Annotated in this window: 20 protein-coding genes; 11 read left to right on the top strand and 9 right to left on the bottom strand. The window is 65.9% G+C overall.

The annotated features are described in order from the left end of the window. Positions 1 to 135: 135 nt before the first annotated feature. The 8 genes from trxA (at position 136) to AC3WUM_RS17680 (ending at position 9,054) form a co-directional block, all read left to right on the top strand. Complete coding sequence (gene trxA / locus AC3WUM_RS17715) at positions 136 to 471, top strand: thioredoxin TrxA (protein ID WP_492411830.1); 336 nt, start codon at positions 136 to 138, stop codon at positions 469 to 471. Between the two features lie 301 nt (positions 472 to 772). Then, positions 773 to 2,308 (top strand): transcription termination factor Rho, encoded by a 1,536-nt coding sequence (gene rho / locus AC3WUM_RS17710; RefSeq protein ID WP_492412012.1) that lies wholly within the window; start codon positions 773 to 775, stop codon positions 2,306 to 2,308. A 195-nt stretch (positions 2,309 to 2,503) separates the two neighbouring features. Beyond that, a complete protein-coding gene (locus AC3WUM_RS17705) occupies positions 2,504 to 3,346 on the top strand; it encodes a metal-dependent hydrolase (protein ID WP_492411828.1) in 843 nt (280 codons plus the stop codon). A 115-nt stretch (positions 3,347 to 3,461) separates the two neighbouring features. Beyond that, the gene (locus tag AC3WUM_RS17700; RefSeq protein ID WP_492411826.1) at positions 3,462 to 4,208 is read left to right on the top strand and encodes a response regulator; all 747 of its coding nucleotides are present in this window, start codon (positions 3,462 to 3,464) and stop codon (positions 4,206 to 4,208) included. After that, positions 4,205 to 5,425, top strand: coding sequence for an ATP-binding protein (locus AC3WUM_RS17695; RefSeq protein WP_492411824.1), 1,221 nt, complete (start codon positions 4,205 to 4,207; stop codon positions 5,423 to 5,425). Before AC3WUM_RS17700 ends, AC3WUM_RS17695 begins: the two co-directional genes overlap by 4 nt. Before the next feature lie 246 nt (positions 5,426 to 5,671). Next, positions 5,672 to 6,871, top strand: a complete 1,200-nt coding sequence (locus AC3WUM_RS17690) for an NHL repeat-containing protein (RefSeq protein ID WP_492411823.1) — start codon at positions 5,672 to 5,674, stop codon at positions 6,869 to 6,871. Positions 6,872 to 6,917: 46 nt separating this feature from the next. Then, on the top strand, positions 6,918 to 8,198 hold the full coding sequence (locus AC3WUM_RS17685) for a hypothetical protein (protein WP_492411821.1): 1,281 nt from the start codon (positions 6,918 to 6,920) through the stop codon (positions 8,196 to 8,198). Continuing rightward, entirely contained in the window at positions 8,188 to 9,054 is an 867-nt protein-coding gene (locus AC3WUM_RS17680) for a DUF4382 domain-containing protein (RefSeq protein WP_492411820.1), read from the top strand. Before AC3WUM_RS17685 ends, AC3WUM_RS17680 begins: the two co-directional genes overlap by 11 nt. A gap of 88 nt (positions 9,055 to 9,142) precedes the next feature. On the opposite strand, the gene AC3WUM_RS17675 is transcribed toward AC3WUM_RS17680, so the two are convergent. Next, entirely contained in the window at positions 9,143 to 10,192 is a 1,050-nt protein-coding gene (locus AC3WUM_RS17675; RefSeq protein ID WP_492411818.1) for a Glu/Leu/Phe/Val family dehydrogenase, read from the bottom strand. 209 nt (positions 10,193 to 10,401) lie between these two features. Between AC3WUM_RS17675 and AC3WUM_RS17670 the strand changes: the two genes are divergently transcribed. Further along, complete coding sequence (locus tag AC3WUM_RS17670; protein WP_492411817.1) at positions 10,402 to 13,767, top strand: transglutaminase family protein; 3,366 nt, start codon at positions 10,402 to 10,404, stop codon at positions 13,765 to 13,767. A gap of 90 nt (positions 13,768 to 13,857) precedes the next feature. Continuing rightward, positions 13,858 to 14,019 carry a YqaE/Pmp3 family membrane protein gene (locus AC3WUM_RS17665; protein WP_007185709.1) on the top strand — a complete coding sequence of 54 codons (162 nt, stop codon included), beginning with the start codon at positions 13,858 to 13,860 and terminating at the stop codon, positions 14,017 to 14,019. 58 nt (positions 14,020 to 14,077) lie between these two features. Here AC3WUM_RS17665 and AC3WUM_RS17660 read toward each other — a convergent pair whose 3' ends face one another. The 4 genes from AC3WUM_RS17660 to AC3WUM_RS17645 all read right to left on the bottom strand — a co-directional run bounded on the left by AC3WUM_RS17660 (position 14,078) and on the right by AC3WUM_RS17645 (position 19,286). Next, positions 14,078 to 14,464: a hypothetical protein gene (locus AC3WUM_RS17660; RefSeq protein ID WP_492411815.1), complete on the bottom strand. Its 387-nt coding sequence runs from the start codon at positions 14,462 to 14,464 to the stop codon at positions 14,078 to 14,080. Between the two features lie 116 nt (positions 14,465 to 14,580). Continuing rightward, a complete protein-coding gene (locus AC3WUM_RS17655; RefSeq protein ID WP_492411813.1) occupies positions 14,581 to 15,381 on the bottom strand; it encodes an MOSC domain-containing protein in 801 nt (266 codons plus the stop codon). A gap of 30 nt (positions 15,382 to 15,411) precedes the next feature. Further along, positions 15,412 to 18,168, bottom strand: coding sequence for a preprotein translocase subunit SecA (secA, locus tag AC3WUM_RS17650; RefSeq protein WP_492411811.1), 2,757 nt, complete (start codon positions 18,166 to 18,168; stop codon positions 15,412 to 15,414). A gap of 182 nt (positions 18,169 to 18,350) precedes the next feature. Beyond that, on the bottom strand, positions 18,351 to 19,286 hold the full coding sequence (locus tag AC3WUM_RS17645; RefSeq protein ID WP_492411809.1) for a M23 family metallopeptidase: 936 nt from the start codon (positions 19,284 to 19,286) through the stop codon (positions 18,351 to 18,353). A gap of 17 nt (positions 19,287 to 19,303) precedes the next feature. On the opposite strand from AC3WUM_RS17645, the gene AC3WUM_RS17640 reads away from it, so the two are divergent. Next, positions 19,304 to 19,630 (top strand): hypothetical protein, encoded by a 327-nt coding sequence (locus AC3WUM_RS17640; RefSeq protein ID WP_322266959.1) that lies wholly within the window; start codon positions 19,304 to 19,306, stop codon positions 19,628 to 19,630. A 116-nt stretch (positions 19,631 to 19,746) separates the two neighbouring features. Here the strand turns inward: AC3WUM_RS17640 and lpxC are convergent, their stop codons facing one another. The 4 genes from lpxC to AC3WUM_RS17620 all read right to left on the bottom strand — a co-directional run bounded on the left by lpxC (position 19,747) and on the right by AC3WUM_RS17620 (position 24,362). Continuing rightward, positions 19,747 to 20,676 (bottom strand): UDP-3-O-acyl-N-acetylglucosamine deacetylase, encoded by a 930-nt coding sequence (gene lpxC, locus AC3WUM_RS17635; protein WP_492411807.1) that lies wholly within the window; start codon positions 20,674 to 20,676, stop codon positions 19,747 to 19,749. A 169-nt stretch (positions 20,677 to 20,845) separates the two neighbouring features. Further along, a complete protein-coding gene (ftsZ, locus tag AC3WUM_RS17630; protein ID WP_492411805.1) occupies positions 20,846 to 22,126 on the bottom strand; it encodes a cell division protein FtsZ in 1,281 nt (426 codons plus the stop codon). A 183-nt stretch (positions 22,127 to 22,309) separates the two neighbouring features. Beyond that, on the bottom strand, positions 22,310 to 23,539 hold the full coding sequence (gene ftsA, locus AC3WUM_RS17625) for a cell division protein FtsA (RefSeq protein WP_374680205.1): 1,230 nt from the start codon (positions 23,537 to 23,539) through the stop codon (positions 22,310 to 22,312). Beyond that, complete coding sequence (locus AC3WUM_RS17620; protein ID WP_492411802.1) at positions 23,532 to 24,362, bottom strand: cell division protein FtsQ/DivIB; 831 nt, start codon at positions 24,360 to 24,362, stop codon at positions 23,532 to 23,534. Before AC3WUM_RS17620 ends, ftsA begins: the two co-directional genes overlap by 8 nt. Position 24,363 lies beyond the last annotated feature (1 nt).

The following is a 24,363-nucleotide window of genomic DNA, read 5'->3' as shown; positions in this document are numbered from 1 at the left end:
TCCGAATCATAACAATCGTCGTCTGTTCCTGCGCGGTGCCTGCACGGCAACCCGCTTGATCGATGCGTGATCGACCCCACTGTGTTGATTCCCGCAACGCATCCGGAACGTAGCTTCCGTCACGAGGTTATTGCCATGAGCGAACACATTTCCCCCGTCACCGACGCCTCCTTCGACAAGGACGTGCTCCAGTCCAACGTGCCCGTGCTGGTCGATTTCTGGGCGGAATGGTGCGGCCCCTGCCGCATGATCGCGCCGATCCTCGAGCAGGTTGCGGCCGAGAACGCGGGCAAGCTCAAGGTGGTCAAGCTCAATGTCGACGAGAACCCGGCCACGCCGCCCAAGTTCGGCATTCGCGGCATTCCGACCTTGATCCTGTTCAAGGACGGCAAGGCCGAAGCCACTCAGGTCGGCGCCGTGCACAAGGCTCAGCTCGCCGCCTTCGTCACCCCACATTTAAACGTCGCCTAAAACCTATCGCATGATGAAGCACCGCCGCCGCAGCTCGAAGGCTGCCCAACCCGCAAACCCTCCCGAAAACCAAGAGGGCTTGCCACTGGACGTCGTGCTGGACGAGCAGGGTCAATCGCCGCGCGTTTCGGGCGACGACGACTCCCAGCCGCCGGTGGTGGTGACGATCCAGCCGGAGGCGCCGTCCGGCGCCCCGACTGGCGATGAGCAGCCGACGCAAGAGCAGGAATCGCGGCCGCGGTTCGAGCGCTACCCACAGGAACGCCAGGAACGCGGCGACCAGGACGCCTCGGCCGAGCCGGTGATCGTCGATCTGTCCCAGTCCGGCGACGATTCTGGCGAAGATCCCGCCGAAGCCTCCGCTCCGCAGCCCGGCAACTACAACGGCCAGGGCAATCAGCACGGCGGCGGCCGGCATCAGAACCATCGCCAGGATCGCCACAACGAGCGCGGTGATCGCGGCGACCGCAATCACGATAGAAACGGCGATCGGAATGGCGATCGCAACAACCAGAACAATCAGCAGCGGCACCAGCAGCCCCAACAGCCGCAGCAACCGGCCGAGCCGCCCAAGCTCGTCTACATTCCCGAACTCAAGAAGAAGACCGCGGCCGAGCTGCTCGAACTCGCCGAGTCGCTCGGGCTCGAGAACATCGCCCGCACGCGCAAGCAGGATCTGGTGTTCGCCATCCTGCGCAACGCCGCCAAGCGTGGCGACCACATCATGGCCGACGGCGTACTCGAGATCATGCAGGACGGCTACGGCTTCCTGCGCGGCCCGGACTCCAGCTATCTGGCCGGCCCGGACGACGTCTATCTGTCGCCCTCGCAAATCCGCCGCTTCAACCTGCGCACGGGCGATTCGATTGCCGGCCGCGTTCGCAGTCCCAAGGACAACGAGCGCTACTTCGCGCTGCTCAAGGTCGACACGATCAACTTCGAGCCGCCGGAAGTCTCCAAGCGCAAGGTCAGCTTCGAGAACCTGACCCCGCTGTTCGCGGACAAGCAGTTCAAGATGGAACGCGGCAACGGCACCACCGAAGACATCACCGCGCGCGTCATCGACATCGTCGCCCCGTTCGGCAAGGGCCAGCGCGGCCTGCTCGTCGCGCCGCCCAAGGCCGGCAAGACGATCATGATGCAGAACATCGCGCAGTCGCTCGCGGCGAACTATCCGGACGTCTACCTGATCGTGCTGCTGATCGACGAGCGTCCCGAAGAAGTCACCGACATGCAGCGCACGGTGCGCGGCGAAGTGGTGGCCTCCACGTTCGACGAGCCCGCTTCGCGTCACGTGCAGGTGGCCGAAATGGTCATCGAAAAGGCCAAGCGCCTCGTCGAGCACAAGCGCGACGTGGTGATCCTGCTCGACTCGCTGACGCGTCTGGCCCGCGCCTACAACACGGTCGCGCCGAGCTCGGGCAAGGTGCTGTCGGGCGGCGTCGACGCCAACGCGCTGCAGAAGCCGAAGCGCTTCTTCGGCGCCGCGCGCAACATCGAGGAAGGCGGCTCGCTGACGATCATCGCCACGGCGCTGGTCGAAACCGGCTCCAAGATGGACGAAGTCATCTACGAAGAATTCAAGGGCACCGGCAACATGGAGCTCCATCTCGAGCGCCGCATCGCCGAGAAGCGCGTGTTCCCCGCGATCAACATCAACCGCTCGGGCACCCGCAAGGAAGAGCTCATGATGAACGATCGTGATCTCAACAAGGTCTGGATCCTGCGCAAGCTGCTGCATTCGATGGACGAGCTCGCGGCGATGGAGCTGCTGATCGACCGCATGAAGCAGAGCAAGACCAACGAGGCCTTCTTCGACTCGATGAAGCGGAACTAGCGTCGCGAGTCGACGCCGCGGCTCGCAAGCGCGCCACGTGAAAGGCCGGAGCCACAAGCTCCGGCCTTTTTGCTGGTGCTCCGTACCGATTACCGCTCCGACTTGATCCTTGCGACTCACCCGAAAGTCGCCGCAGCAACTCCACCGCACCGCCATCGGGCGCACACTGGGACGAGCTTTCATCCGGAGCCCGCCGTGAACGCCTTCAACGCCCCCGAGATCGTCCGCCGCGACCTGCACGTCGAATTCGACGAAGTGCCTCGCCACTGGCATGGCGGCGACTGCCATCGCACACGGCTGTTCGATGCACTGTCGCTGTTCTTCCCGGACGGCGAGCGCTTCTTCATCGAAAGCGTGCGCCACTTTCGCGAGCAGGTTCCGCCGCAGAGCGAACTCGCCAAGGAAGTGCGCGGCTTCATCGGCCAGGAGGCGATCCACTCGCGCGAGCACCACCGCTACAACGAGTGGCTCGACACCCAGGGCGTTCCGGCCATCGAGCTCGAAGCCTTCGTGCTCGCCCGGCTCGATTTCATCCGCCGCATCACCACGCCGGAGCACCGGCTCGCGATCACGCTGTGCCTCGAGCATTTCACCGCCCTGCTGGCCGACCAGCTGCTGCGCCACGACGAGGCGCTGGCCCCGGCGCATCCGCAGATGCGCCGGCTCTGGCGCTGGCATGCTATGGAAGAAACCGAACACAAGGCCGTGGCCTTCGACGTCTACCAGGCCGTGCTCGGCCGCGGCTGGAGGCCGACGCTGCGCCGCTGCCTGGCGATGCTCGACACCTCGTTCTTCTTCACCTGGTACAGCTGGCGCTACCTGATCAAGCTCGTGAAAGCCGACGGCCAGGGTCGCGACTGGGGCGGCTGGCTGCGCCTGCTGCGCTTCATGTTCGTCAAGCCGGGGCCGTTCCTGCGCATCCTGCCGGGCTGGCTGGCCTGGTTCCGGCCGAGCTTCCATCCGTGGCAGCACGACAATCGCCGCCTGCTCGACCGCGCGCATCGGCAATACGAGATGACGGGCGATTCGGCAGCTTGAGGCCATCGCGGCCACCGGCCGCATGCGGGTCAAGCGAATGTAACCGAAGTTTTCGGCAACCGACCGAAGGTAACGCGGTCGAATGGGGACTCAGTCCTCGGCCTATGCTTAGTTCATGACCAACGTGCGTCCCTCCATCATCGTCGTCGACGACGATCGCCAGATCCGCGAGCTGCTGGGCCAGGTGCTCGATCAGTACGGCTTCTCCACGCGCCTCGTCGCCGACGGCCGCGAACTCAAGCTGGCGCTGGCCCAGGCCCCGGCCGACCTCATCGTCCTCGACCTGATGCTGCCCGGAGACGATGGCCTGACCATCTGCCGCGAGCTGCGCTCGCGCTGCACCACGCCGGTGATCATGCTGACCGCGCGCGGCGAATCGATCGACCGCGTCGTCGGTCTCGAAGTCGGGGCCGACGATTACGTGCCCAAGCCCTTCGACCCGCGCGAACTCGTCGCCCGCATCCGCACGGTGCTGCGCCGGGCCAGCAGCGGGCCCGGCGCAGCGACCGCCCACAATGGCGTCTCGCCGGCCTCGCGTCCGCGCGGCTGGCGCTTCGACGGCTGGAGCTTCGACGCGGTGCGCCGCGAACTGCACAACCCGCAAGGGGCGATCGTGCCGCTGTCGAGCCTCGAATTCCGCCTGCTCGAGCTGCTGTTGCAGAACGCCAACCAGGTGCTCAGCCGCGATCGCATCATGGAAGCCACGGTCGGCCGCCCGGCCGATCCGTTCGAACGCCGCATCGATATCGCCATCTCGCGCCTGCGCGCCCGCCTGGCCGACGACGGCCGCGAACCGCGCCTGATCAAGACCGTGCGCAATCGCGGCTACGTGCTCACCGCCGAGGTCAGCATCGGCGCATGAAGCTTCTGCACTCGTTGCTGCGGCTGCCGCGCAAGCTGTATCAGCGCGTACCGCTGTCATTGCGCGTCGCGCTGCTGATCTCGCCGGTGATCGTCGTCGGCCAGATGATCACGATGGTGATCCTGCGCGACGCCCTGCCCGTTTCGGTGCTGCGCTCCGGACTCGATTTCGGCCCACCACGGCCGCCGCCGCGCTTCATGCCCGAACCGGGCTTCGATTACTCGCGACCGTTCGAGGACGAATTTCTCGGCCCGCGTCCCGAGGTACTGCGTCCCGATCTAAACAACGCCGGCGACAACGAAGGCGCGGGCTGGAGACGCGCGCGCGTCGAACGGACGGGAGACGGCCGCCTGACCTTCGGGCCGCAGCGCTGGATACCGCCGTGGCAGTACGTCATCGCCATCTTCGTCGTCACCGCGCTGATCGTCTGGGCGGCCGCCTGGTGGCTCATGCGGCCGCTCGCGCGATTGTCGAGCGCGGCCGAGCAGCTCGGCCGCAACGTCGAGAGCGAGCCGCTCGCCGAAAGCGGCTCGCCCGAAATACGTCGCGCCGCGGCGGCGTTCAATCGCATGCAGGATCGACTGCTGCGCTTCCTGCACGGACGCGCCGACGCGCTGCTCGCGATGTCGCACGATCTCAAGACGCCGATCACGCGCCTGCAGCTGCGCGTGGCCTTGCTGCCCGACGATCTGCAAGGGCCGATCGCCGAAGACGTCGGCACGCTGCAGAAGCGCGTCGAAGAGGCGCTGACCTTCATGCGCGGAACGCACAGCGGCGAGCCGTCGCAGGACGTCGATGTCAACGCGCTCGCGGCGCTCGTCGTCGAGCGCCTGCAGGACACCGGCGCCAACGTCTCGCTCGAAGGGCGCGCGCGCGCCTTGCGCTGTCGCCCCGGGCAACTCGAGCGCGCGCTCGCCAACGTGCTCGAGAACGCGGTGCGCTATGCGGGCTGCGCCGAACTCGCGGTGATCGACGGCAGCGACGCGCTGACGCTGCGCGTGCGCGACCATGGACCGGGCATTCCGGAGGCGCTGCTCAAGCGTGTCACCGAGCCATTCTTCCGTGTCGAAAGCAGCCGCAACCGCGACAGCGGCGGCACCGGACTGGGGCTCGCGATCACCAAGGATCTTGTCGAATCGATGGGCGGCGAATTGCGCTTGCGCAATCATCCGAACGGCGGTCTCGAAGTCGAGCTCATCGTGCCTCGCATCAGCTGACGCGCGGCACGTCGACGCAAGTCCGCGCCGCGCAGGCGCACTTGGATGCAGCGCCTTCGTATCAAGCCGTTACAGGGCGAGGCCGAGGCCACGCCACGCGCGCTTCGGCAGCGCCGTTACATTGATACAGCCTTGTCACTCGGCGCTCGAACAGCGTTACCGCAAGTTGCATAGGCGTAACCCTTGTTCAACCGGCACTCTCCTAGTCTGGCGTTCACCACCGGCTTGTCCGGTGACGATCCCAACATGAAGAGAGTTCCCTCGATGCCATCCGCTTTTCTGCGACTGTGTCGCGCCGCCACCGTTTTCTCGTGCCTGACATTCGCCTTGTCCGCTTGCGGCGGCGGCAGTTCCGACGAAGACAGCGACATGCCCGAGGCTTTCTCGGTGGTCGGCCAGGCCAGCTTCACGAGCTCCGCATCCAACGCCGGCAGCTCGGTCAATGCACTCGGTGTCGCGCAGCCGCTCGGCGGCATCGCGACCAACGGCAGCCTGTTCTACGTCGCCGACTACGGCAATCACCGCATCCTCGGCTGGAACAGCATTCCGAGCACGCTGTCGAAGGCGCCCGATTTCGTCATCGGCCAGAGCGATTTCACGAGCAATTCCTCCGGCACCACGGCGACCAGGCTCGCGTTGCCCGCGAGCGTTTCGATCACCGACACGCGCCTCGTCGTCGCCGATGCGGGCAACAATCGCGTGCTGATCTGGAACAGCCTGCCGACGTCGAACGTCGCGCCCGACGTGGTCGTCGGCCAGAGCGATTTCACGAGCGACGATCCGGGCACCACGGCGAGTCAGCTGAGCTTTCCGGTGTCGGCCAGCATCGCCAACAACAGGCTGTTCGTCGTCGATCAGTACAACAACCGCGTGCTGATCTGGAACTCGGTTCCGGATACGACCGGCGTCGCGGCGAGCGTCGTGCTCGGCCAGATCGATTTCACCAGCAGCACCGCCGGCGACGAAGAAGACGGCCTCACCAATCCGGCCAGCCTGTGGACCGACGGCATTCAATTGCTCGTCGCGGACAGCGGCAACAATCGCGTGATGTACTGGTCTTCGATTCCGCGCAGCAGCGGCGCCGATGCGACCTACGTGATCGGCCAGACCGACTTCTCGCGCACCAGCGCCGGCGTCGGCCAGAGCTCGCTGCGCACGCCTTACGGCATCACCTCGGACGGCACGCGCATCTACATCGCCGATGCGGGCAACAACCGCATCATCGAATTCGATTCGTTCCCGATCGCCAACGGTCCGAGCGCCTTGTCGATGTACGGACAGGACTCGTGGAGCGCGCGCACCGCGAACGACGACGATCAGGATGGCGCCACCGACGATACGCCGAGCGCGCGTACGCTGAGTTCACCGACCGGCGCCACGTATTACAACGGCGTGCTGTACGTGACCGATCGCAGCAATCACCGCGTGCTGTTCTTCCCGGATTGATCGGCACGAGGACCGCTTACAGAACGCACGTAGCCGATAGGCTCCAATGAAAATCAATCTTCGATTCGCGCCAGTCGCTCTGGCGCTGTCGGTGGCGGCTGCGCTGCTGTTCGGCTGCTCCAAGGACATCGTCGGTGAAGGCCAGAAACCCACGCGCATGTACCTCGGCACGAGCACCGAGGAAGAAGCCGCGCAGATGGCCGAGTGCACGAGCACGCAGATGAACGCATACGTCGTGTTCGACGGCGACAGCGGCGAGAGCATCGGCATCTACAACGATCGCGCGCAATGGTCGTCTGACAATCCGTCGGTGGTGCTGGTCAGCGACGGGACCACCCCGAGTCCCGACGGAACCGTCTACGCGGTCGGCACCATCGTGGCGCTGAGGCCCGGCGTCGCGACGATCTCGGCGAGCTATCTCGACTTCCATGCCGCGATCACGGTGGACGTCAGCGAGATGAGCGACCTGCGCATCGATTCCGACCTGACCGACATCGGCGCGAAGCTCGACCAGGCTTTCGTGCTCAAGGCCATTCTGAGCGAAGGCAGCCCGGAGCAGGACATCACCACCTCGGCTGCCTGGCGCTTCGATCCGGCGACATCGCAGGCTTACGTCGACAGCGCGACCGGGGTCGTGCACGCGAACTCGGAAACCGGCGGCCAGAACCTGCGCCTGGTCGCCCGCTTGCCCGAATGCGATCGCGAGGTCAGCACGAGTTTTCGCGTCTCGCCCGTGCAGGCGCTGCAGATCGATTACGAGCGCGGAGCCGATGTCGTCGCCTTGCCCGAGGGATTCTCCGAGTCGTTCACGGTCTACGCGAGCTTCGCCGACGCCGCGGCTCCGCGCCAGAACGTGACGACGCAGATGACGGTCGACGAGATCGACGACGATTACATCGCAGCCGCGCTCGGCGACGACGCGTATTACGTGACGGCGGACGATCGCGTCGGCAGCGGCAGGATCGAACTCTCGCTGGATCCGCTCGACCTGACGATCGCCACCAAGCGCTGGCAGGTGCAGGACACTTTGTTGATCGATCTGCAGCTGGCGCCCGACGATCTGCGCATCACCTACCCGGATACCGGACAGCTCACGGCCATCGGCACGTTCGACAACGGCCTCGTCATGCCGGTGACGCGCCACGTGGGCTTCACGAGCGCCGATACCGAGGTGCTCACGCTCGGTGGCAGCAACGACACCGCGGGTGAAGTCACCACGACCAATACCGACGCCAATGTCGAAGTCAGCGCGTCGATCACGGTCGACGACGACACCTACGAGGACAGCGTCACCGTGCGCTCCTATGCGAACCGTTATGCGAACTGAAAGATTCTGCGCACTGGCACTTGTCGGCGTTCTGCTGTGTGGCTGCGAAGCCTCCACGAGCATCGATTTCGCGAGTGCCGGCTACGCGCAGGCCGACCAGATCAAGCTCGCGGTCGAAGGTGTCGACCTGCTCGACGACGGCGGCAGCGAGCACGAGCTCGATTCGGATGCCGACGATGTCATCGATGCGCTCGACTACAGCAACGCCGACACGCTACAGCTCGTCGACGGCGCCGAAGTCGCGCAAGGCCGCTACACCGGGCTGCGGCTGCGCTTCTCGAGCGAAGGCTCGGCGCTGTATACGAGCGACGGCGCGGCGTATCCGATCGACATCGGCAGCAACCTGACGTTCGCCGATATGGACATGGAGCTCGACGACGGCGAGAGCGGCTCGCGCCTCGTCATCTTCGAACCGCGTTTCTCGCTGCAGGCTTCGACGACCACCGACGGGCACTACACGCTGACGCCGGTGCTGCGCGTGGTGCATCCCGATCACGCCGCGAGCATCACCGGAACCGTCGACGACGAGCTCGTGCGCTCCACCGCCTGCCGGCAGAGCCGCACGCTCGGCACCGGCGCGGCCGTGTATGCCTTCGTCGGCGCCAACGTCACGCCGCAGGACTATCAGCGCAATTCCGGTGCAAGCCCGGTGGCCGCGGCCGACGTCAAGACCGCGGACGACGGCGCGAGCTTCTACTACGACTTTCCGTACCTGAGTGCCGGCACCTACACGCTCGCGCTGACCTGCAACGCGGACAGCGAAAACCCGAGCAGCGACGATGGCCTGGCGTTCCTCGCGCAGAGTTCGGTGACGGTCGACGAAAACGAATCGCAGACGGTGAATCTGGCGGAGTAGGTTTCGCTACGGCGCGAGAGAATCGCGGCGCCCTGCGAAGCGGTCGGGTTGGCCGCACAGCGGCGTCACCCGCCGTTGCACCGGGCCCTCATCCCGCAAAGATTTCTTCGGCCATGCGATCTGCGATCACGGCCGTCGGCGCGCCTTCCGCATCCGAGCGCTCGAACACGCGCGCGAGCGTGTCGCCGATGCGATGCAGATGCGCATCGACGGCGCTCCAGTCGTAATTGGCGCCTTCGTAGTAGATGTCGATGATGCCGCCCGCGTTGATCACGTAATCGGGCGCATAGAGCACGCCCCGTTCGAACAAGGCCTGGCCGTGGTAGCGCGCCGCGAGCTGGTTGTTCGCCGCGCCCGCGACGATCGTGGCCTTGAGCTGCGGAATGCTGACGTCGTCGAGAATCGCTCCGAGCGCGCAAGGGGCGAACACGTCGACGTCGAGACCGTAGATCTGCTCCATGAGCACCGGATGGGCTCCGTAGGCGGCGATGCAGGCTTCGACCGCCGGCGCATAGCTGTCGGTCACCCAGATCTGGGCCCCGGCCGCGTGCAAGTGTCCGGCGAGCCGGAAGCCGACGTTGCCGACACCCTGGATCGCCACGCGCAGCCCCTTGAGGTCATCGCGCCCGAGCTTGTGCTTCACCGCCGCCTGGATGCCGTAGAACACGCCGAGCGCGGTCGCCGGCGACGGATCGCCGCTGCGTCCGGCCGCGGTCGCCGCCGCGTCGGCGAGCCCGCCGACATGGCGCGTGTGCTCGGCCATCAGGTGGATATCGGCGACGTTGGTGCCGGAATCCTCGGCCACCACGTACTTGCCACCGAGGGTTTCGACGAAATGGCCCATCGCCCGCATCATTTCGGGGGTCTTGGCGGCGCGCGGGTCGCCGATGATCACCGACTTGCCGCCGCCCTGCTTGAGCCCGGCCAGCGCCGCCTTGTAGGTCATGCCGCGCGACAGCCGCAGCACGTCGGTCAGCGCCGCATCGTCGCTCGCGTACGGATACATGCGGCAGCCGCCGAGCCCGTGGCCGAGCCGCGTGTTGTGAACCGCGATCAACGCCCTCAATCCGGTGTGGCGATCATGGTGGAAAGCCACGATCTCGTGGGCATCGAACTCGGGATGGTTGAAGACGGTCATCGGCGCTACTCCGGCTGGCGAATCCGCACCGGCCTGCGATGCGACGATTTTTGCTTATTGTACCCGTGGCTTACGGACCTCCCGAACGAGACGTCCGCCGATCCTGACCCCGGGGGAAACAACGATGCAGAGGCATTCCGTATGATGTCGGCCGCGAGCTTCGCCCGCGCCCTCCGCTCGCCCGGCCGCCCCGCCAGCCTTCTCTCCCCATGACCCTTCACGCAGCCCTGTTCCACCAGACGGTCTACCGCTACGACCGCCCCGTCACCTTGTCGCCGCAGATCATCCGTCTGCGGCCGGCTCCGCATTCGCGGACCAACGTGCTGAGCTACTCGCTGCGCATCGAGCCCGAGCCGCACTTCATCAACTGGCAGCAGGATTCCTTCGCCAACTGGCTCGCCCGCGTGGTGTTCCCGGAGGACGTCCGCGAATTCAAGGTCACGGTCGACCTGGTCGCCGACATGGCGATCTACAACCCGTTCGATTTCTTCGTCGAGCCGGACGCCGAGAACTTCCCGTTCGCGTATACCGATACGCAGAAGGAGGAGCTCAAGCTCTACCTGCGCACCGACGAACTCACGCCGCTGCTCGCCACCTTCGTCTCGTCGATCGACCTCACCGAGCAGCGTTCGGTGGATTTCGTCGTCGGCCTGAACCAGCGCATCCAGAACATGGTGCGCTACCTGATCCGCATGGAACCCGGCGTGCAGACGCCCGAGCAGACGCTGGAGCTCGCTTCGGGCTCCTGCCGCGACTCGGCCTGGCTGCTCGTGCAGACCCTGCGTCACCTGGGCCTGGCCGCGCGCTTCTGCTCGGGCTACCTGATCCAGCTCACGCCCGACGTCAAATCGCTCGATGGCCCGTCGGGCACCGAAGTCGATTTCACTGACCTGCACGCCTGGTGCGAGGTCTACCTGCCGGGCGCCGGCTGGATCGGCCTCGATCCGACCTCGGGCCTGCTGACCGGCGAAGGCCACATCCCGCTGTGCGCCACGCCCGAGCCCTCGAGCGCGGCCCCGATCACCGGCTCGATGTCCTACGCCACCAAGGGCGAGGACGATGAGCTCGAGACCGACTTCGGCCATGAGATGAAGATCACGCGCCTGCTCGAATCGGCGCGCGTGACCAAGCCTTACACCGAGCGGCAATGGGCCGACATCGATGCGCTCGGCCACGCGGTCGACGAGAAGATCGTCGCCGGCGACATCCGCCTGACCATGGGCGGCGAGCCCACTTTCATCTCGATCGACGATCGCCAGGGCGCCGAGTGGAACACCGCCGCGGTCGGCCCGATGAAGCAGGGCCTGGCCAATACGCTGATCAAGCGCCTGCGCGACCGCTTCGCCCCGAACGGCCTGCTGACCTACGGCCAGGGCAAGTGGTATCCGGGCGAGCAGCTGCCGCGCTGGGCCTATGCGCTGTACTGGCGCGGCGACGGCAAGCCGATCCTGCGCACCGACCTGGCCGAAGGCTCGGCCGCGCCGACGCCCGAACTCGCCGGCGCGCTGCTGCGCGGCATCGCCCGGCGTCTCGAAGTCGACCCCGACAACGCGCTGCCGGCCTACGAGGACGCCTTCTACTACCTGCACCGCGAAGGCCGCTTGCCCGAGAACGTCACGGCCGCCGACAACAAGATCAAGGACGCCGAGGAGCGCGCGCGCCTCGCCAAGACCTTCTCGCGCGGCCTCGACACCCCCAAAGGCTATGCGCTGCCGGTCCAGCGCTGGCAGTCGCGCGCCTGGATGTCCGAGCGCTGGACCTTCCGCTCGGGCCGCATGTACCTGATTCCGGGCGATTCGCCGGTGGGCTTCCGCCTGCCGCTCGACGCCCTGCCCTGGCTGCCGGCGAGCGTCTATCCGCATGTGATTCCGTACGATCCGATGCGGGTGACCGAGCCGCTGCCGGCGCAGGCCGATGCGCGTCGCCAGCCGTTCCTGCAGGCGCCGGTCACCGAGCAGGAGCAGCGCCGCCGCGAGCGCCAGCAGAAGCTCACGGCCGAGCGCGAGCAGCCGCAGCCCAAGCTGCGCGGCAGCTATCTGCAGGGCGGCAATGTGCGCACCGCGATGGCGGTCGAACCCAAGGACGGCTACCTGTGTGTCTTCATGCCGCCCACGAGCGGCATCGAGGACTATCTGGAACTCGTCAGCGCGGTCGAGGACACCGCCGCCGAGCTCGACGTGCCCGTTCGCATCGAAGGCTATTCGCCGCCGAACGATTCACGGCTCAACGTGCTCAAGGTCACGCCCGACCCGGGCGTGATCGAGGTGAACATCCACCCGGCGCACAGCTGGGAAGAACTGCGCGAAACCACGCTCGCGATCTACGAAGAGGCGCGGCTCTCGCGCCTCGACACCGAGAAATACCTGATCGACGGCCGTGCGGTCGGCAGCGGCGGCGGCAATCATTTCGTCGTCGGTGGCGCCACGCCGGCCGACTCGCCGTTCCTGCGCCGGCCCGACCTGCTCGGCTCGCTGGTGCGCTACTGGCAGAACCATCCGGCGCTTTCCTATCTGTTCAGCGGCCTGTTCATCGGCAGCACCTCGCAGCATCCGCGCATCGACGAGGCGCAGGATTCGCTGCTCTACGACGTCGAGATCGCGCTGTCCGAGCTGCCCGAACCGGGCCAGCAGGTGCCGCTCTGGCTGGTCGACCGCATCCTGCGCAACCTGCTCGTCGACGTCACCGGGAACACGCACCGCACCGAAATCTCGATCGACAAGCTGTACTCGCCCGACGGCCCGACCGGCCGCCTGGGCCTGGTCGAATTCCGCGCCTTCGAAATGCCGCCGCATCCGCGCATGAGCCTGGTGCAGCAGCTCATGCTGCGCGCGCTGATCGCCTGGTTCTGGGACAAGCCCTACACGCGTCCGCTGGTGCGCTGGGGCACGCGCCTGCACGACCAGTTCATGCTGCCGCATTACTGCTGGCAGGATTTCCGCGACGTGCTGTCCGACCTGCGCAACGCCGGCTTCAAGTTCAAGGACGAGTGGTTTCTGCCGCACTTCGAATTCCGCTTCCCGCTGCACGGCACGCTCGTGCACGAGGGCATCGAGATCGAGCTGCGCCACGCGCTCGAACCCTGGCCGGTGCTCGGCGAGGAAGCGGCCATCGGCGGCACCTCGCGCTTCGTCGATTCATCGCTCGAACGCATGCAGATCAAGGCGCGCGGACTCACACCGGGCCGTCATTTCGTCACCGTCGGCGGACGTCGTCTGCCGCTGCGCGAAACCTTGTCGTCCGGCGGCGCGCGCGACGAGTTCGTCGCTGGCCTGCGCTACCGCGCCTGGCAACCGGCGGCCTGCCTGCATCCGACCATCGGCGTGCACACGCCGCTGGTGTTCGACCTCTACGACGACTGGAACAAGCGCGCGGTCGCGGGCTGCACCTACCACGTCATGCATCCGGCCGGCCGCAATTACGAGACCTTCCCGGTCAACAGCTACGAAGCCGAGGCGCGGCGCCTGTCGCGCTTCGCTCCGTTCGGCCACACGCCGTCCGTTTACTGGCCGCCGCAGGAATCGCCGAATCCGGACTACCCTTGCACGCTCGATCTGCGGCGCAAGCCCGTGCGCTGAGCGTTCACCGACGAAGAGCGCGAATAAAGCCAATGTTCATTACGGCGATCTAACGTGCAGAAAAACTACCGCAGCCGCGAGGAGAAACACATGGACGTCGTCCGCATCCTGCTGGCCATTCTGCTTCCGCCGCTCGGCGTGTTCCTGCAGGTGGGCCTGGGCTTGCAGTTCTGGCTCAACATCCTGCTGACGCTGCTCGGCTACGTGCCGGGCATCATCCACGCGATCTACATCATCGTCACTCGCGACTGAGCCGCCGCCGACTTGCGCCGTTTGGGTCCGTGCGGGCGCAAGCGGTCCGGCTTCAGGCTCACATTTCGATCGTGAAGCCCGTATGCGCCTCGCGATTGACCGTCACGTCGACTTCATAAGCGCCGGCCTGCAGCGCGAGCGAACCATGCAATTGCTCGGGCCGCGATTGCGGATGGTGATCGCGGGCGAGCAGTAGCTCGCTTGGTTGCCAGTGGCTGGTCTGCGTTGCTTGCGCATGCAGCGGATGGAAGCCGACCGACACTTCCGCATCGAGCAGCGGCTCGCCATTGCAGGTGACGATGGCGCTGACACAGCGCAGATCCCGCCGCGAAGCCTTGACTGGCTGATCGGCAATCTCGAGCGCCACGGTGTAATGCGGACCGCTGGCTTCGTGGGTCTCTCCGACGAAAATGCGCGGCGTCGCGGCATTACGGATATTCGACATGACACAACCTCCATCTGCGACTGAGCCCAAGCGAGCTCGATGAGAGTGTTGTCGGCCGCGATCGCACGCGGCTTTAGTTTCACGATCGGCGGTACGGCCCGATCGCCGGAAGGTGATCAGGCGATTACTTCGACCGTATCGCCGAGGCGCAGGCGGCCGGCGCCTTTAGCGATGAGGTTCTGGCCGAAGATCACGCCCTTGTCGTGGCGACGGTAGCGGGCGAGTGTGCGCAGCGGCTCTCCGCTCGGGTCGAGCGTGCCGGTGTCCGGCATCACGGTCGTGAAGCCGCAGCGCGTGCACGGCTTGACGAGTTCGAATTCGATGCCGGCGACGCGAATGCGTCGCCAGCCGTCTTCGGCATGCTCGGGCACGCCGTCGATGACCAGGTTCGGACGAAAGCGCAGCATCGGCACCGGCTTGTGCAGCCTCGCGTTGAGGCCGTCGAGCGAGGCCTGCGAAATCAGCAGCAGCGGATAGGCATCGGCGAAGCTCACTTCGCCGGAATGCGCGCGCTGCGGGTCGATCGGACGATAGCTGCGCGCGTCCATGTGCACGAGCCGGGCATCGTATTGCAGGAAGCGCGAGACCCAGATGTCGACGTCGAGCCCGCTGAGCTGGGCCTCGACCGTGCTCTTCCAGACCGTCACCGACATCCGCGGCGCCGCTGGCGAGGGCCAGCCGACGATGATCTCGGGCATGCCCGGCGCCCGCAGGCGCAGACCTTGGGCGACGGGCTCGGCGCGAATCAGCACCAGGCGCGGCACTTCGCGCCCGGTGACGAAACGCCCCTGCGCATCGACGATCATCCAGCGGCGATCGTGTGCGAGGCCACGCGGCTCGACCGTCGCCTGCGACGGCGACAGGGCCGCGCAGGACTTGATCGGATACAGATGCAGGCCGGTCAGCGTGATCGACATCGGCGCCGGCTTTGCCGCGGTTGCGAGCGCTTAGATCAGCGCGCCGTGGCAGTTCTTGAACTTCTTGCCCGAACCACAGGGACAAGGATCGTTGCGCCCGACCTTGCGATCCTCGCGCACGAAGGTCTCGGGACGCGCGACCGGCGGAGGCGCCTCCTGCAGGCGGCGCGGAGCCGCGGCGGGCGGTGGCGGCGGCGCTTCGGGCTCGCCGAGCGCATCGGGCGCCTCGGCGTGCTGGAACTGCATCGGACGCGCTTCCTGCTGCTGGCGGCGCTGCTCTTCGATCGCGGCGACTTCTTCCTCGGTCTGCAGTTGCACGCGCGCGAGTGTCGAAATCACCTCGTGCTTGAAGCGCGCGAGCACGTCGTTGAACATCGTGAAGGCTTCGCGCTTGTACTCCTGCTTGGGATCCTTCTGCGCATAGCCACGCAGGTGGATGCCCTGGCGCAGATAGTCCATCGCGGCCAGATGCTCGCGCCAGAAGTTGTCGAGCACCTGCAGCGAGATCGCCTTCTCGAAATGCTCGAGCGGCGCGGCGCCGATCTTCTCTTTCTTCTCGCTGTAGGCGCTCGCCACCGCATCGACGATACGTTGACGCAGGCCGCGTTCGTCGAGATTCTTTTCGTCTTCGAGCCATTTGCCGACCGGCAGGCTCAACGCGAAATCCTTGCGCAGCGCTTCCTCGAGGCCCGGAACGTTCCACTGGTCCTCGATCGATTGCGCCGGGATGTAGGCGTCGATGACCGCGGCGACGACGTCCTCGCGAATCTCGTCGATCATCGGCGTCACGCGCTCGGCGCCCATGAGTTCGTCGCGCAGTTCGTAGACGGCCTTGCGCTGGTCGTTGGCGACGTTGTCGTATTCGAGCAGGTTCTTGCGGATGTCGAAGTTGTGCGCTTCGACCTTGCGCTGCGCGGTTTCGATCGCGCGCGTGACCCAGCGATGCTCGATCGCCTCGCCCTTCTCCATGCCCATGCCCTTGAGCATCTGGCGCATGCGCGGCGGCGTGAAGATGCGCATGAGCTGGTCGTCGAGCGACAGATAGAAGCGCGTCGCGCCCGGGTCGCCCTGACGGCCCGAACGGCCGCGCAGCTGGTTGTCGATGCGACGTGATTCATGGCGCTCGGAGCCGATCACGAGCAGGCCACCGGCGGCGAGCACCTCGTCGTGCGCCTGCTGCCATTCGGCCTTCGCGGCGGCGCGTGCAGCGCTGTCTTCGGGCGCGATCGCATGCAGCGCGGCTTCGAGCGAACCGCCGAGCACGATGTCGGTACCACGACCGGCCATGTTGGTCGCGATCGTCACCGCGCCGCGGCGACCCGCCTGTGCGACGATGTCGGCCTCGCGCTCGTGCTGCTTGGCGTTGAGCACCTCGTGCGCGATGTTCTCTTTCTGCAGCAGGCCGGACAGCAACTCCGAGGTCTCGATGCTCGCGGTGCCGACCAGCACCGGCTGGCCCTTGGCGTGCGCTTCCTTGATGTCGTGGATGACCGCCGCGAACTTCTCTTCGGCGGTCATGAACACCTGGTCGCCGCGGTCGATGCGCACCATCGGGCGATTGGTCGGAATCACCACGACTTCGAGGTTGTAGATGCTCTGGAACTCGAAGGCCTCGGTGTCGGCCGTGCCGGTCATGCCGGACAGCTTGTTGTAGAGGCGGAAATAATTCTGGAAGGTGATGCTGGCGAGCGTCTGGTTCTCTTGCTGGATCTGCACGCCTTCCTTGGCCTCGATGGCCTGGTGCAGGCCATCGCTCCAGCGCCGGCCCGGCATCATGCGGCCGGTGAATTCGTCGACGATCACCACCTGCCCGCCGCGCACGATGTACTCGACGTCCTTGCGATAGAGGTTGTGCGCGCGCAGCAGCGCATTGAGGTGATGCACGAGGATGATGTTGGAGGCGTCGTAGAGGCTGTCCTCGTCGGACAGCAGCCCGGCCTGGCGCATCGCCTGCTCGACGTGCTCGTGCCCTTCTTCGGACAGGTGCACCTGCTTGGATTTCTCGTCGGCCCAGAAATCGCCCGGGCCGTCTTCTTCTTCCTGGCGCTTGAGGCGCGTGACGAAAGCGTTGATCTTGCGATACAGCTCGGGATCGTCGTCGGTCGGGCCCGAGATGATCAGCGGCGTACGCGCCTCGTCGATCAGGATCGAGTCGACTTCGTCGACGATCGCGTAGTACTGGCCACGCTGCACCTTGTCGCCGAGCGCGAACGCCATGTTGTCGCGCAGGTAGTCGAAGCCGAGTTCGTTGTTGGTCGCGTAGGTGATGTCGGCCGCATAGGCCGCGCGCTTCTCGGCGGTCGACTGGCCCGAGGTGATCACGCCGGTCGAAAGACCGAGGAAGCGGAAGATGCGGCCCATCCACTCGGCGTCTCGGCGTGCGAGGTAATCGTTGACGGTGACCACGTGCACGCCCTTGCCGGGCAGCGCATTGAGGTAGGCCGGCAACGTCGCCATCAGCGTCTTGCCTTCGCCGGTGCGCATTTCGGCGATCTTGCCGTCGTGCAGTACCGCGCCGCCGATCAGCTGCACGTCGAAGTGGCGCATGCCCATGACGCGCTTGCCGGCCTCGCGCACGGTGGCGAAAGCTTCGGCGCGGATGGCGTCGAGCGATTCGCCCTTGGCCAGGCGCTCGCGGAACAGCACGGTCTGGTTGGCCAGGGCGTCGTCGCTGAGCGCGGCGATCTTGGTTTCGAGCGCGCCGACGGATTTCACCAGGCCCTGCAGGCTGCTGACGATGCGTTGATTGCGGCTCCCGAAAATGCGAGCCAGCCAGCTGTTCACCATAAGTGTCTGATCCGTGAGGCCGCGTCTAGCGGCGGCATGAGATTGCGTCGGGGCGGTCCCGAAGCCGCCTATTATGCACTGGCATGGGGCCGGCGGCGGTTCATTCAAGGCTGGCCCCGCGCCTCGCCGCCCCCAAACGAAGCGACCGCCCGAAGGCGGTCGCTGGCGACATTCGCAAGGGCTCAGCGAGCCGCTTCGATGTAGCGAGCCGGGTTGACCGGCCTGCCGTTCAACGCGACCTCGAAGTGCACGTGCGGACCGGTCGAGCGTCCGGTGCTGCCAACCGCCGCGATCTGCTGGCCCTTGATCACGCGGTCGCCGACCTTGACGGTGATGCGCTCATTGTGGCCGTAGCGCGTGACATATCCGTTGCCGTGATTGATCTCGACGAGATTGCCGTAGCCGATCTTGGGCCCCGCGACGGTGACGATGCCGGTGGCCACCGCGACCACAGAGGAGCCCGAACGGCCGGCGAAATCGATGCCGTCGTGGCGCGACATGCGCCCCGTGAACGGGTCGGTGCGCACGCCGAACACCGAGGAGATGTAACCGTTCTCGATCGGCCAGCCCGACGGACGCACCTGCTTCTGCAGGCGGCTCGCGAGCAGCAGGTCTTCGAGCACGTGCATCTGGCGCTCGCGATCACCGAGCTTGCGCTCGATCGCGGCGATCGAGCTCAGGACCGGATCGCCCGAGAAATCGGTCGCGACGGTGTCGGGTACTTCGGGGCCGCCGATGGCCGGCACCGAACCGAAATCGAACTCCCCGCTCTCGAGGCCGGCGATCTCGGTGAGCCGCTGGCCGGCGGCGTCGAGCCGGATGATGTGGGCATTGAGCTGGGCGATGCGGCGGGACAGCGCCTCGGTGTTCTCCTCGGCCATCTCGCGCGTCCTGGCGAGCTCGGCGCGCTGGGCCATGAGCTCTTCGGACCATTTGCCGGCGAGACGATCCGGCAGCAGCGCGGTCGAGCCTCCGCGCACCAGAAAGCCGGCCGAAAAGCCGACGCCGCAGACCAGCAACCCAACCAGCGCCACCGGCATCCATGAGAGGATGTGCGCAGGCGCGAACTTGAAACGCCAGGTTCGCCCTCGCGTGTGGCTCACAACGATAATATCCATTACGACCCGCAATCCTCATGCACGATGATGCCGTCTCACTGATCGGCACCCTGCGTCAGCAGCCTCATCCGCTGCGTGACCTGATCGAGCGTGCCGAGCGCATCAGCGCCCTGGACAACGCCCTTCGGCAATGGACTCAAGAGCCCTGGTTTCAATCGATACGCCTGGCCAACATTCGCGGCGACACGGTCGTTCTATTCGCTTCGAACGCCGCCGCGCTGGTCCCCTTGCGTTATCGCCAACAGGAACTGCTGAGCTTCCTGAGAGATTCTTTGAAGCTGTCCTGCACCCGCCTGGAGACCAAGGTGAGGCCGTCTGTTAATCGACGATTCACCCGAGTCTAGGCGGCAAGGCAAATTGAGGCAAGAGCCGGGCCGTATCGGGCGTTTTGCCCGGAGTTGGGCGCCGAAGAACAAAAAAGCGGCGCCAAGCGCCGCCTTTTCAACACCATTGAGCCGATTCAGGCCGCTGCAAGCACACCGCGCACGTAGTTGATCGGAGGCGCGGCATTGGCCTCTTCGAAGGTGACGTATTCCCAGGCCAACGGATCGTCGAGCAGCGCGCGCAGCAGTTTGTTGTTGAGCGCATGGCCGGATTTGTAGGCCGTGTAGGCGCCGATGAGGCTGTGACCGCCGAGGTAGAGATCGCCCACCGCATCGAGAATCTTGTGGCGCACGAACTCGTCCTCGAAGCGCAGGCCGTCCGCGTTCATGACGCGGTATTCGTCGAGCGCGACGACGTTGTCGAGGCTCGCGCCTAGGCCGAGGTTGTGGGCGCGCAGCTGGTCGAGTTCGCGCATGAAGCCGAAGGTGCGGGCCCGCGACACCTCGCGCACGTACGAGGTGCTCGAGAAATCGACGATCGCGGTCTGGCGGCTGGTCTTGAAGATCGGATGCTTGAAGTCGATCGAAAAGCTCAGGCGAAAGCCCTCGAACGGCTCGAAGCGGGCGAACTTGTCGCCCTCCTGCACCTGCACGGGCTGCTTGATGCGGATGAAGCGCTTAAGCGCCTCCTGCTCGTGGATGCCGGCCGACTGGATCAGGAACACGAACGGGCTGGAGCTGCCGTCCATGATCGGAATTTCGGGCGAGGAGATTTCGATGATGCAGTTGTCGATGCCCAGGCCCGCGAGCGCGGACATCAGATGCTCGACGGTGGCGACGCGCACCTCGCCCTGATCGGACTTGTGGACCAGCGTGCTCGACAGCGTGGTCTCGCGGATCAGGTCCGCACGCGCCGGCACTTCGACGACCGGCGACAGATCGATGCGCCGGAACACGATGCCGGTATCGGGGCCGGCCGGCAGCAGGGACATGAACACCTTCTGCCCGGAATGAAGGCCGATGCCGGTCGCCCGGACGGCTTTTTGTAGGGTGCGCTGCTTGACCATTTTCTTGGTCCTCGGTTGAGCCCGCTCTGGTTTCGCGGTGGAGCGAGCCACGGCTAGACCGTGACTAAACGCCGAAGTTTACCACCGCTCATGCAAGCTACCGTCGCAAAAACAAACCCCTGCTGAAGCTCGGCCTCGGCAGGGGTCGGATTACCGCAGGGACCGACGATCAGTCCGCCTGCTGCCGCAGGAAGGTCGGGATATCGAGCATCTGCTCGTCCAGATCCAGCCCGGCGAACGGGTTGCTGCGCGGAGCAGCGGCCGCCGCTGCGGCCATCTGCGGCTCCATGCGCGAGCGCTGCACGCCGGTCAGCGTCGGCACCTGCTGCGGCTGCTGGTAGGCCGGCTGCTGGTACTGCGGCTGGTAGTGGCCCTGATGATGCGGCTGCTGATACTGCGGCTGCTCGCTGCGCACGAACGGCGTGACCTTGGACGGCTGCGCCTGGATCGCCGGCTGCTGGTGAGCGGCCGGACGCATCGCAAGCCCGGTGGCGACGACGGTGACGCGCAGCTCGTCGCCGAGCGATTCGTCGATCGACACGCCGAACTTCATGTCCGCATCCTCGGAACCGATCTTGCTCACGCGCTCGTTGACGAGCTGGAGTTCCTTGCGCGTCAGCGAACCGCCGTGCGTCAGCGTGACGAGGATGCCATGGGCGCCCGAGAGCTCGATGTCGTCGAGCAGCGGGCAGGCCAGCGCGGCCTCGACGGCGCGCTCGGCGCGGGCTTCGCCATTGGCGGTGCCCAGGCCCATCATCGCCATGCCGCGGTTGCTCATGACCGTCTGCACGTCGGCGAAGTCGACGTTGATCTCGCCCGGGTTGGTGATCAGGCCGGAGATGCCCTGCACGGCGTTCTTGAGCACCTCGTCGGCCTTCTTGTGGCACTCGGTGACCGTCATGTCCTCGGGCAGCGTGATCTGCAGCTTCTCGTTCGGAATCACGATCAGCGAGTCGACGTGCTTCTGCAGTTCCTCGATGCCGCGGCGCGCCACGTCCATGCGCTTGCCGGATTCGAAGCTGTAGGGCTTGGTGACCACGGCCACCGTCAGGATGCCCATTTCCTTGGCGATCTCGGCGATCACCGGTGCCGCGCCGGTGCCGGTTCCGCCACCCATGCCGGCGGTCACGAACAGCAGGTCGGTGCCTTCGAGCAGCTCGCGAATGAGCTCCTTGCTTTCGAGCGCGGCCGCACGACCCTTTTCAGGGTTGGAGCCCGCGCCGAGGCCGCGTGTCAGAGTCGCGCCCAGTTGAACGATGTTGGTGGTCTTGCATTTCTCGAGATGCTTGCGATCGGTATTGGCAGCGAACAGCTCGATGCCCTCGATGCGCGCCTCGACCATCTCGTTGATGGAATTGCAGCCGCCGCCGCCCACGCCGATGACGCGGATCACCGCATCCATGGGCTGACCGTCGACGATCTCGTACAGCTCGTTAGCTCTTCCTGCCATGTCAAACCTCCAATCGATACTGCGAGACCCCAAACCCTTCCGCGATCTGTGAGAACTTGTCGGCATTTGTACGGGTTTGATGTTATTTAGTGTGCACAGTGGAAATAAATAATGCAACACTTCATAACACTTCAGACCCAGCCCTCAGAACCTTCACAGACTCCCTGAAATCATTGAGCTTTATTAGAAATTGCCTTTGAACCACTGACTTACGCGCTGCACCCAGTAGCCGACGCCGACTTCAGGTCGGGTGTCCCTGGGTGCCTGGAACTGGCGGCCGTACTGCAGCAGGCCCACCGCCGTCGCATTGGCCGGGCTCTTGGCCACGTCGCGCACGCCGACGACGTTCTGCGGCAGTCCCAGACGCACCGGCAGCTCGAACACCTCCTCGGCGAGTTCCTGCACGCCCGGCAGGTAGCAAGCGCCGCCCGTGAGGACCACGCCGCCGGCGATGCCGTCGTACCAGTCCGAGCGATGCAGTTCCTTGCGGATGAGCCGGAACAGCTCCTCGTAGCGCGGACGGATGACTTCCGACAGCGTGATGCGCGAGAGCCGGCGCGGCGGGTTTTCGCCGACGCTGGGCACTTCGATCTCTTCGTCGAAGGTCAGCAGCTGCGGCAGCGCGCAGCCGAACTTGAGCTTGATGTCCTCGGCCGCCTGCGTCGGCGTGCGGAAGGCCACGCTGATGTCGTTGGTGACCTGGTCCCCCGCCACCGGCAGCACCGCCGTGTGGCGCACCGCGCCGCCCTTGAACACCGCGATGTCGCTGGTGCCACCGCCGATGTCGACCATGCAGACGCCGAGCTCGCGCTCGTCGGGCATCAGCACCGCGTAGGCCGACGCGAGGTGATTGAGGCAAAGCTTGTCGACGTGCAGGCCGCAGGACTCGACGCACTTCTGCACGTTCTGCGCGGCCGATTCCGAACCCGTGACGATATGCACCTTGGCCTCGAGGCGCACGCCGAACATGCCGACCGGCTCCTGGATGCCTTCCTGGCCGTCGACGACGAATTCCTGCGGCACCACGTGCAGCACTTTCTGGTCGGCCGGAATCGCGATCGCACGACCGCCTTCGATGACCGATTCGACGTCCTTCTCGGACACTTCACGCGAACGTACCGGCACCACACCGACCGAGTTGTGGCTCTTGATGTGCGCGCCCGAAATGCCGACGAACACCGACTGCGCGCGGCAACCAGCCATCAGTTCGGCTTCTTCGACGGCGCGACGGATCGCCTGCGTGGTCGCTTCGATGTTCACCACCACGCCGCGCTTGAGACCGCGTGACGGATGCGAGCCGAGGCCGACGATTTCGACGTGGCCTTCGGGCATCAGCTCGCCGACGATGCAGGTGACCTTGGACGTGCCGATGTCCAGGCCCACGAGCAGATTGCGCGATTCGCGCTTAGCCATTGTTCTTCACTCCTTGAATAGCGGCGGCCGGCGCTCCTGCCTGGCCCTCGCCGGTCTGGTTGGCGATCCAACCGATGGCGAAACCGTTGGTATAGCGTAGATCGACGTAGGCGACTTCATCGAGACGATTGCCGACGGCCGCGAGCAGCGCGCCCGTGAGCACCGGCACCTTGTCGGCGACGTCGCCGTCACCGAGGCGCAGCGTCAGACCCATGCGCGTCTGCGCGGTCCACTCGCCGCGTGCATCGAGCGCCAGGCCGTTGATCGCGAGCACCGTATCTTCGAGCGCGGCCGAAAGCCGGCGATAGCTGCTCGCCACGAGTGCTTCGTTGCCGGCCGTACCGGACAGCCGCGGCAGCTTGCCGAGCAGTGATTCGGGCATGTCCTGCGCGGCCGGCGTGAATGCGACACCGCCGGTGTCGAGCAGCGATTCACCGTTCCAGCGCGCGAACGGCTCGCGCTCCCAGACGCGAATCGAGAGGCCCGTCGGCCAGTCGCGCTCGACGCGCGCCTTGGCGACCCAGGGCAGCTGCGTGAGTTCTTCGCGTACCGCGTCGACGTCGACCGAGAAGAAACCCTGGCCGAGCGACGGCAGCGCCGCCTCGCGCAGCAGCTGCGGAGACACGCGCTCGAACTTGCCTTCGATGCGCAGGCGGCTCAGGTCCGGATCGCGCCATTGCATCGCCAGCGTCGTCGTCGCCATCAGCAATGCGGCGAGACTCGCGATCCACAGCCAGCGCGACGGAATCTCAAGCCTGCGAAGCTCATCGATCGCGGGCAGTTCGAGCACCCGAGCGCCGCGTTCTACGGTCATGGCACGCATG

This window comes from Hydrocarboniphaga sp. FW305-C-57, assembly GCF_058783045.1.
This window is presented reverse-complemented; position numbering and strand designations above follow the sequence as displayed.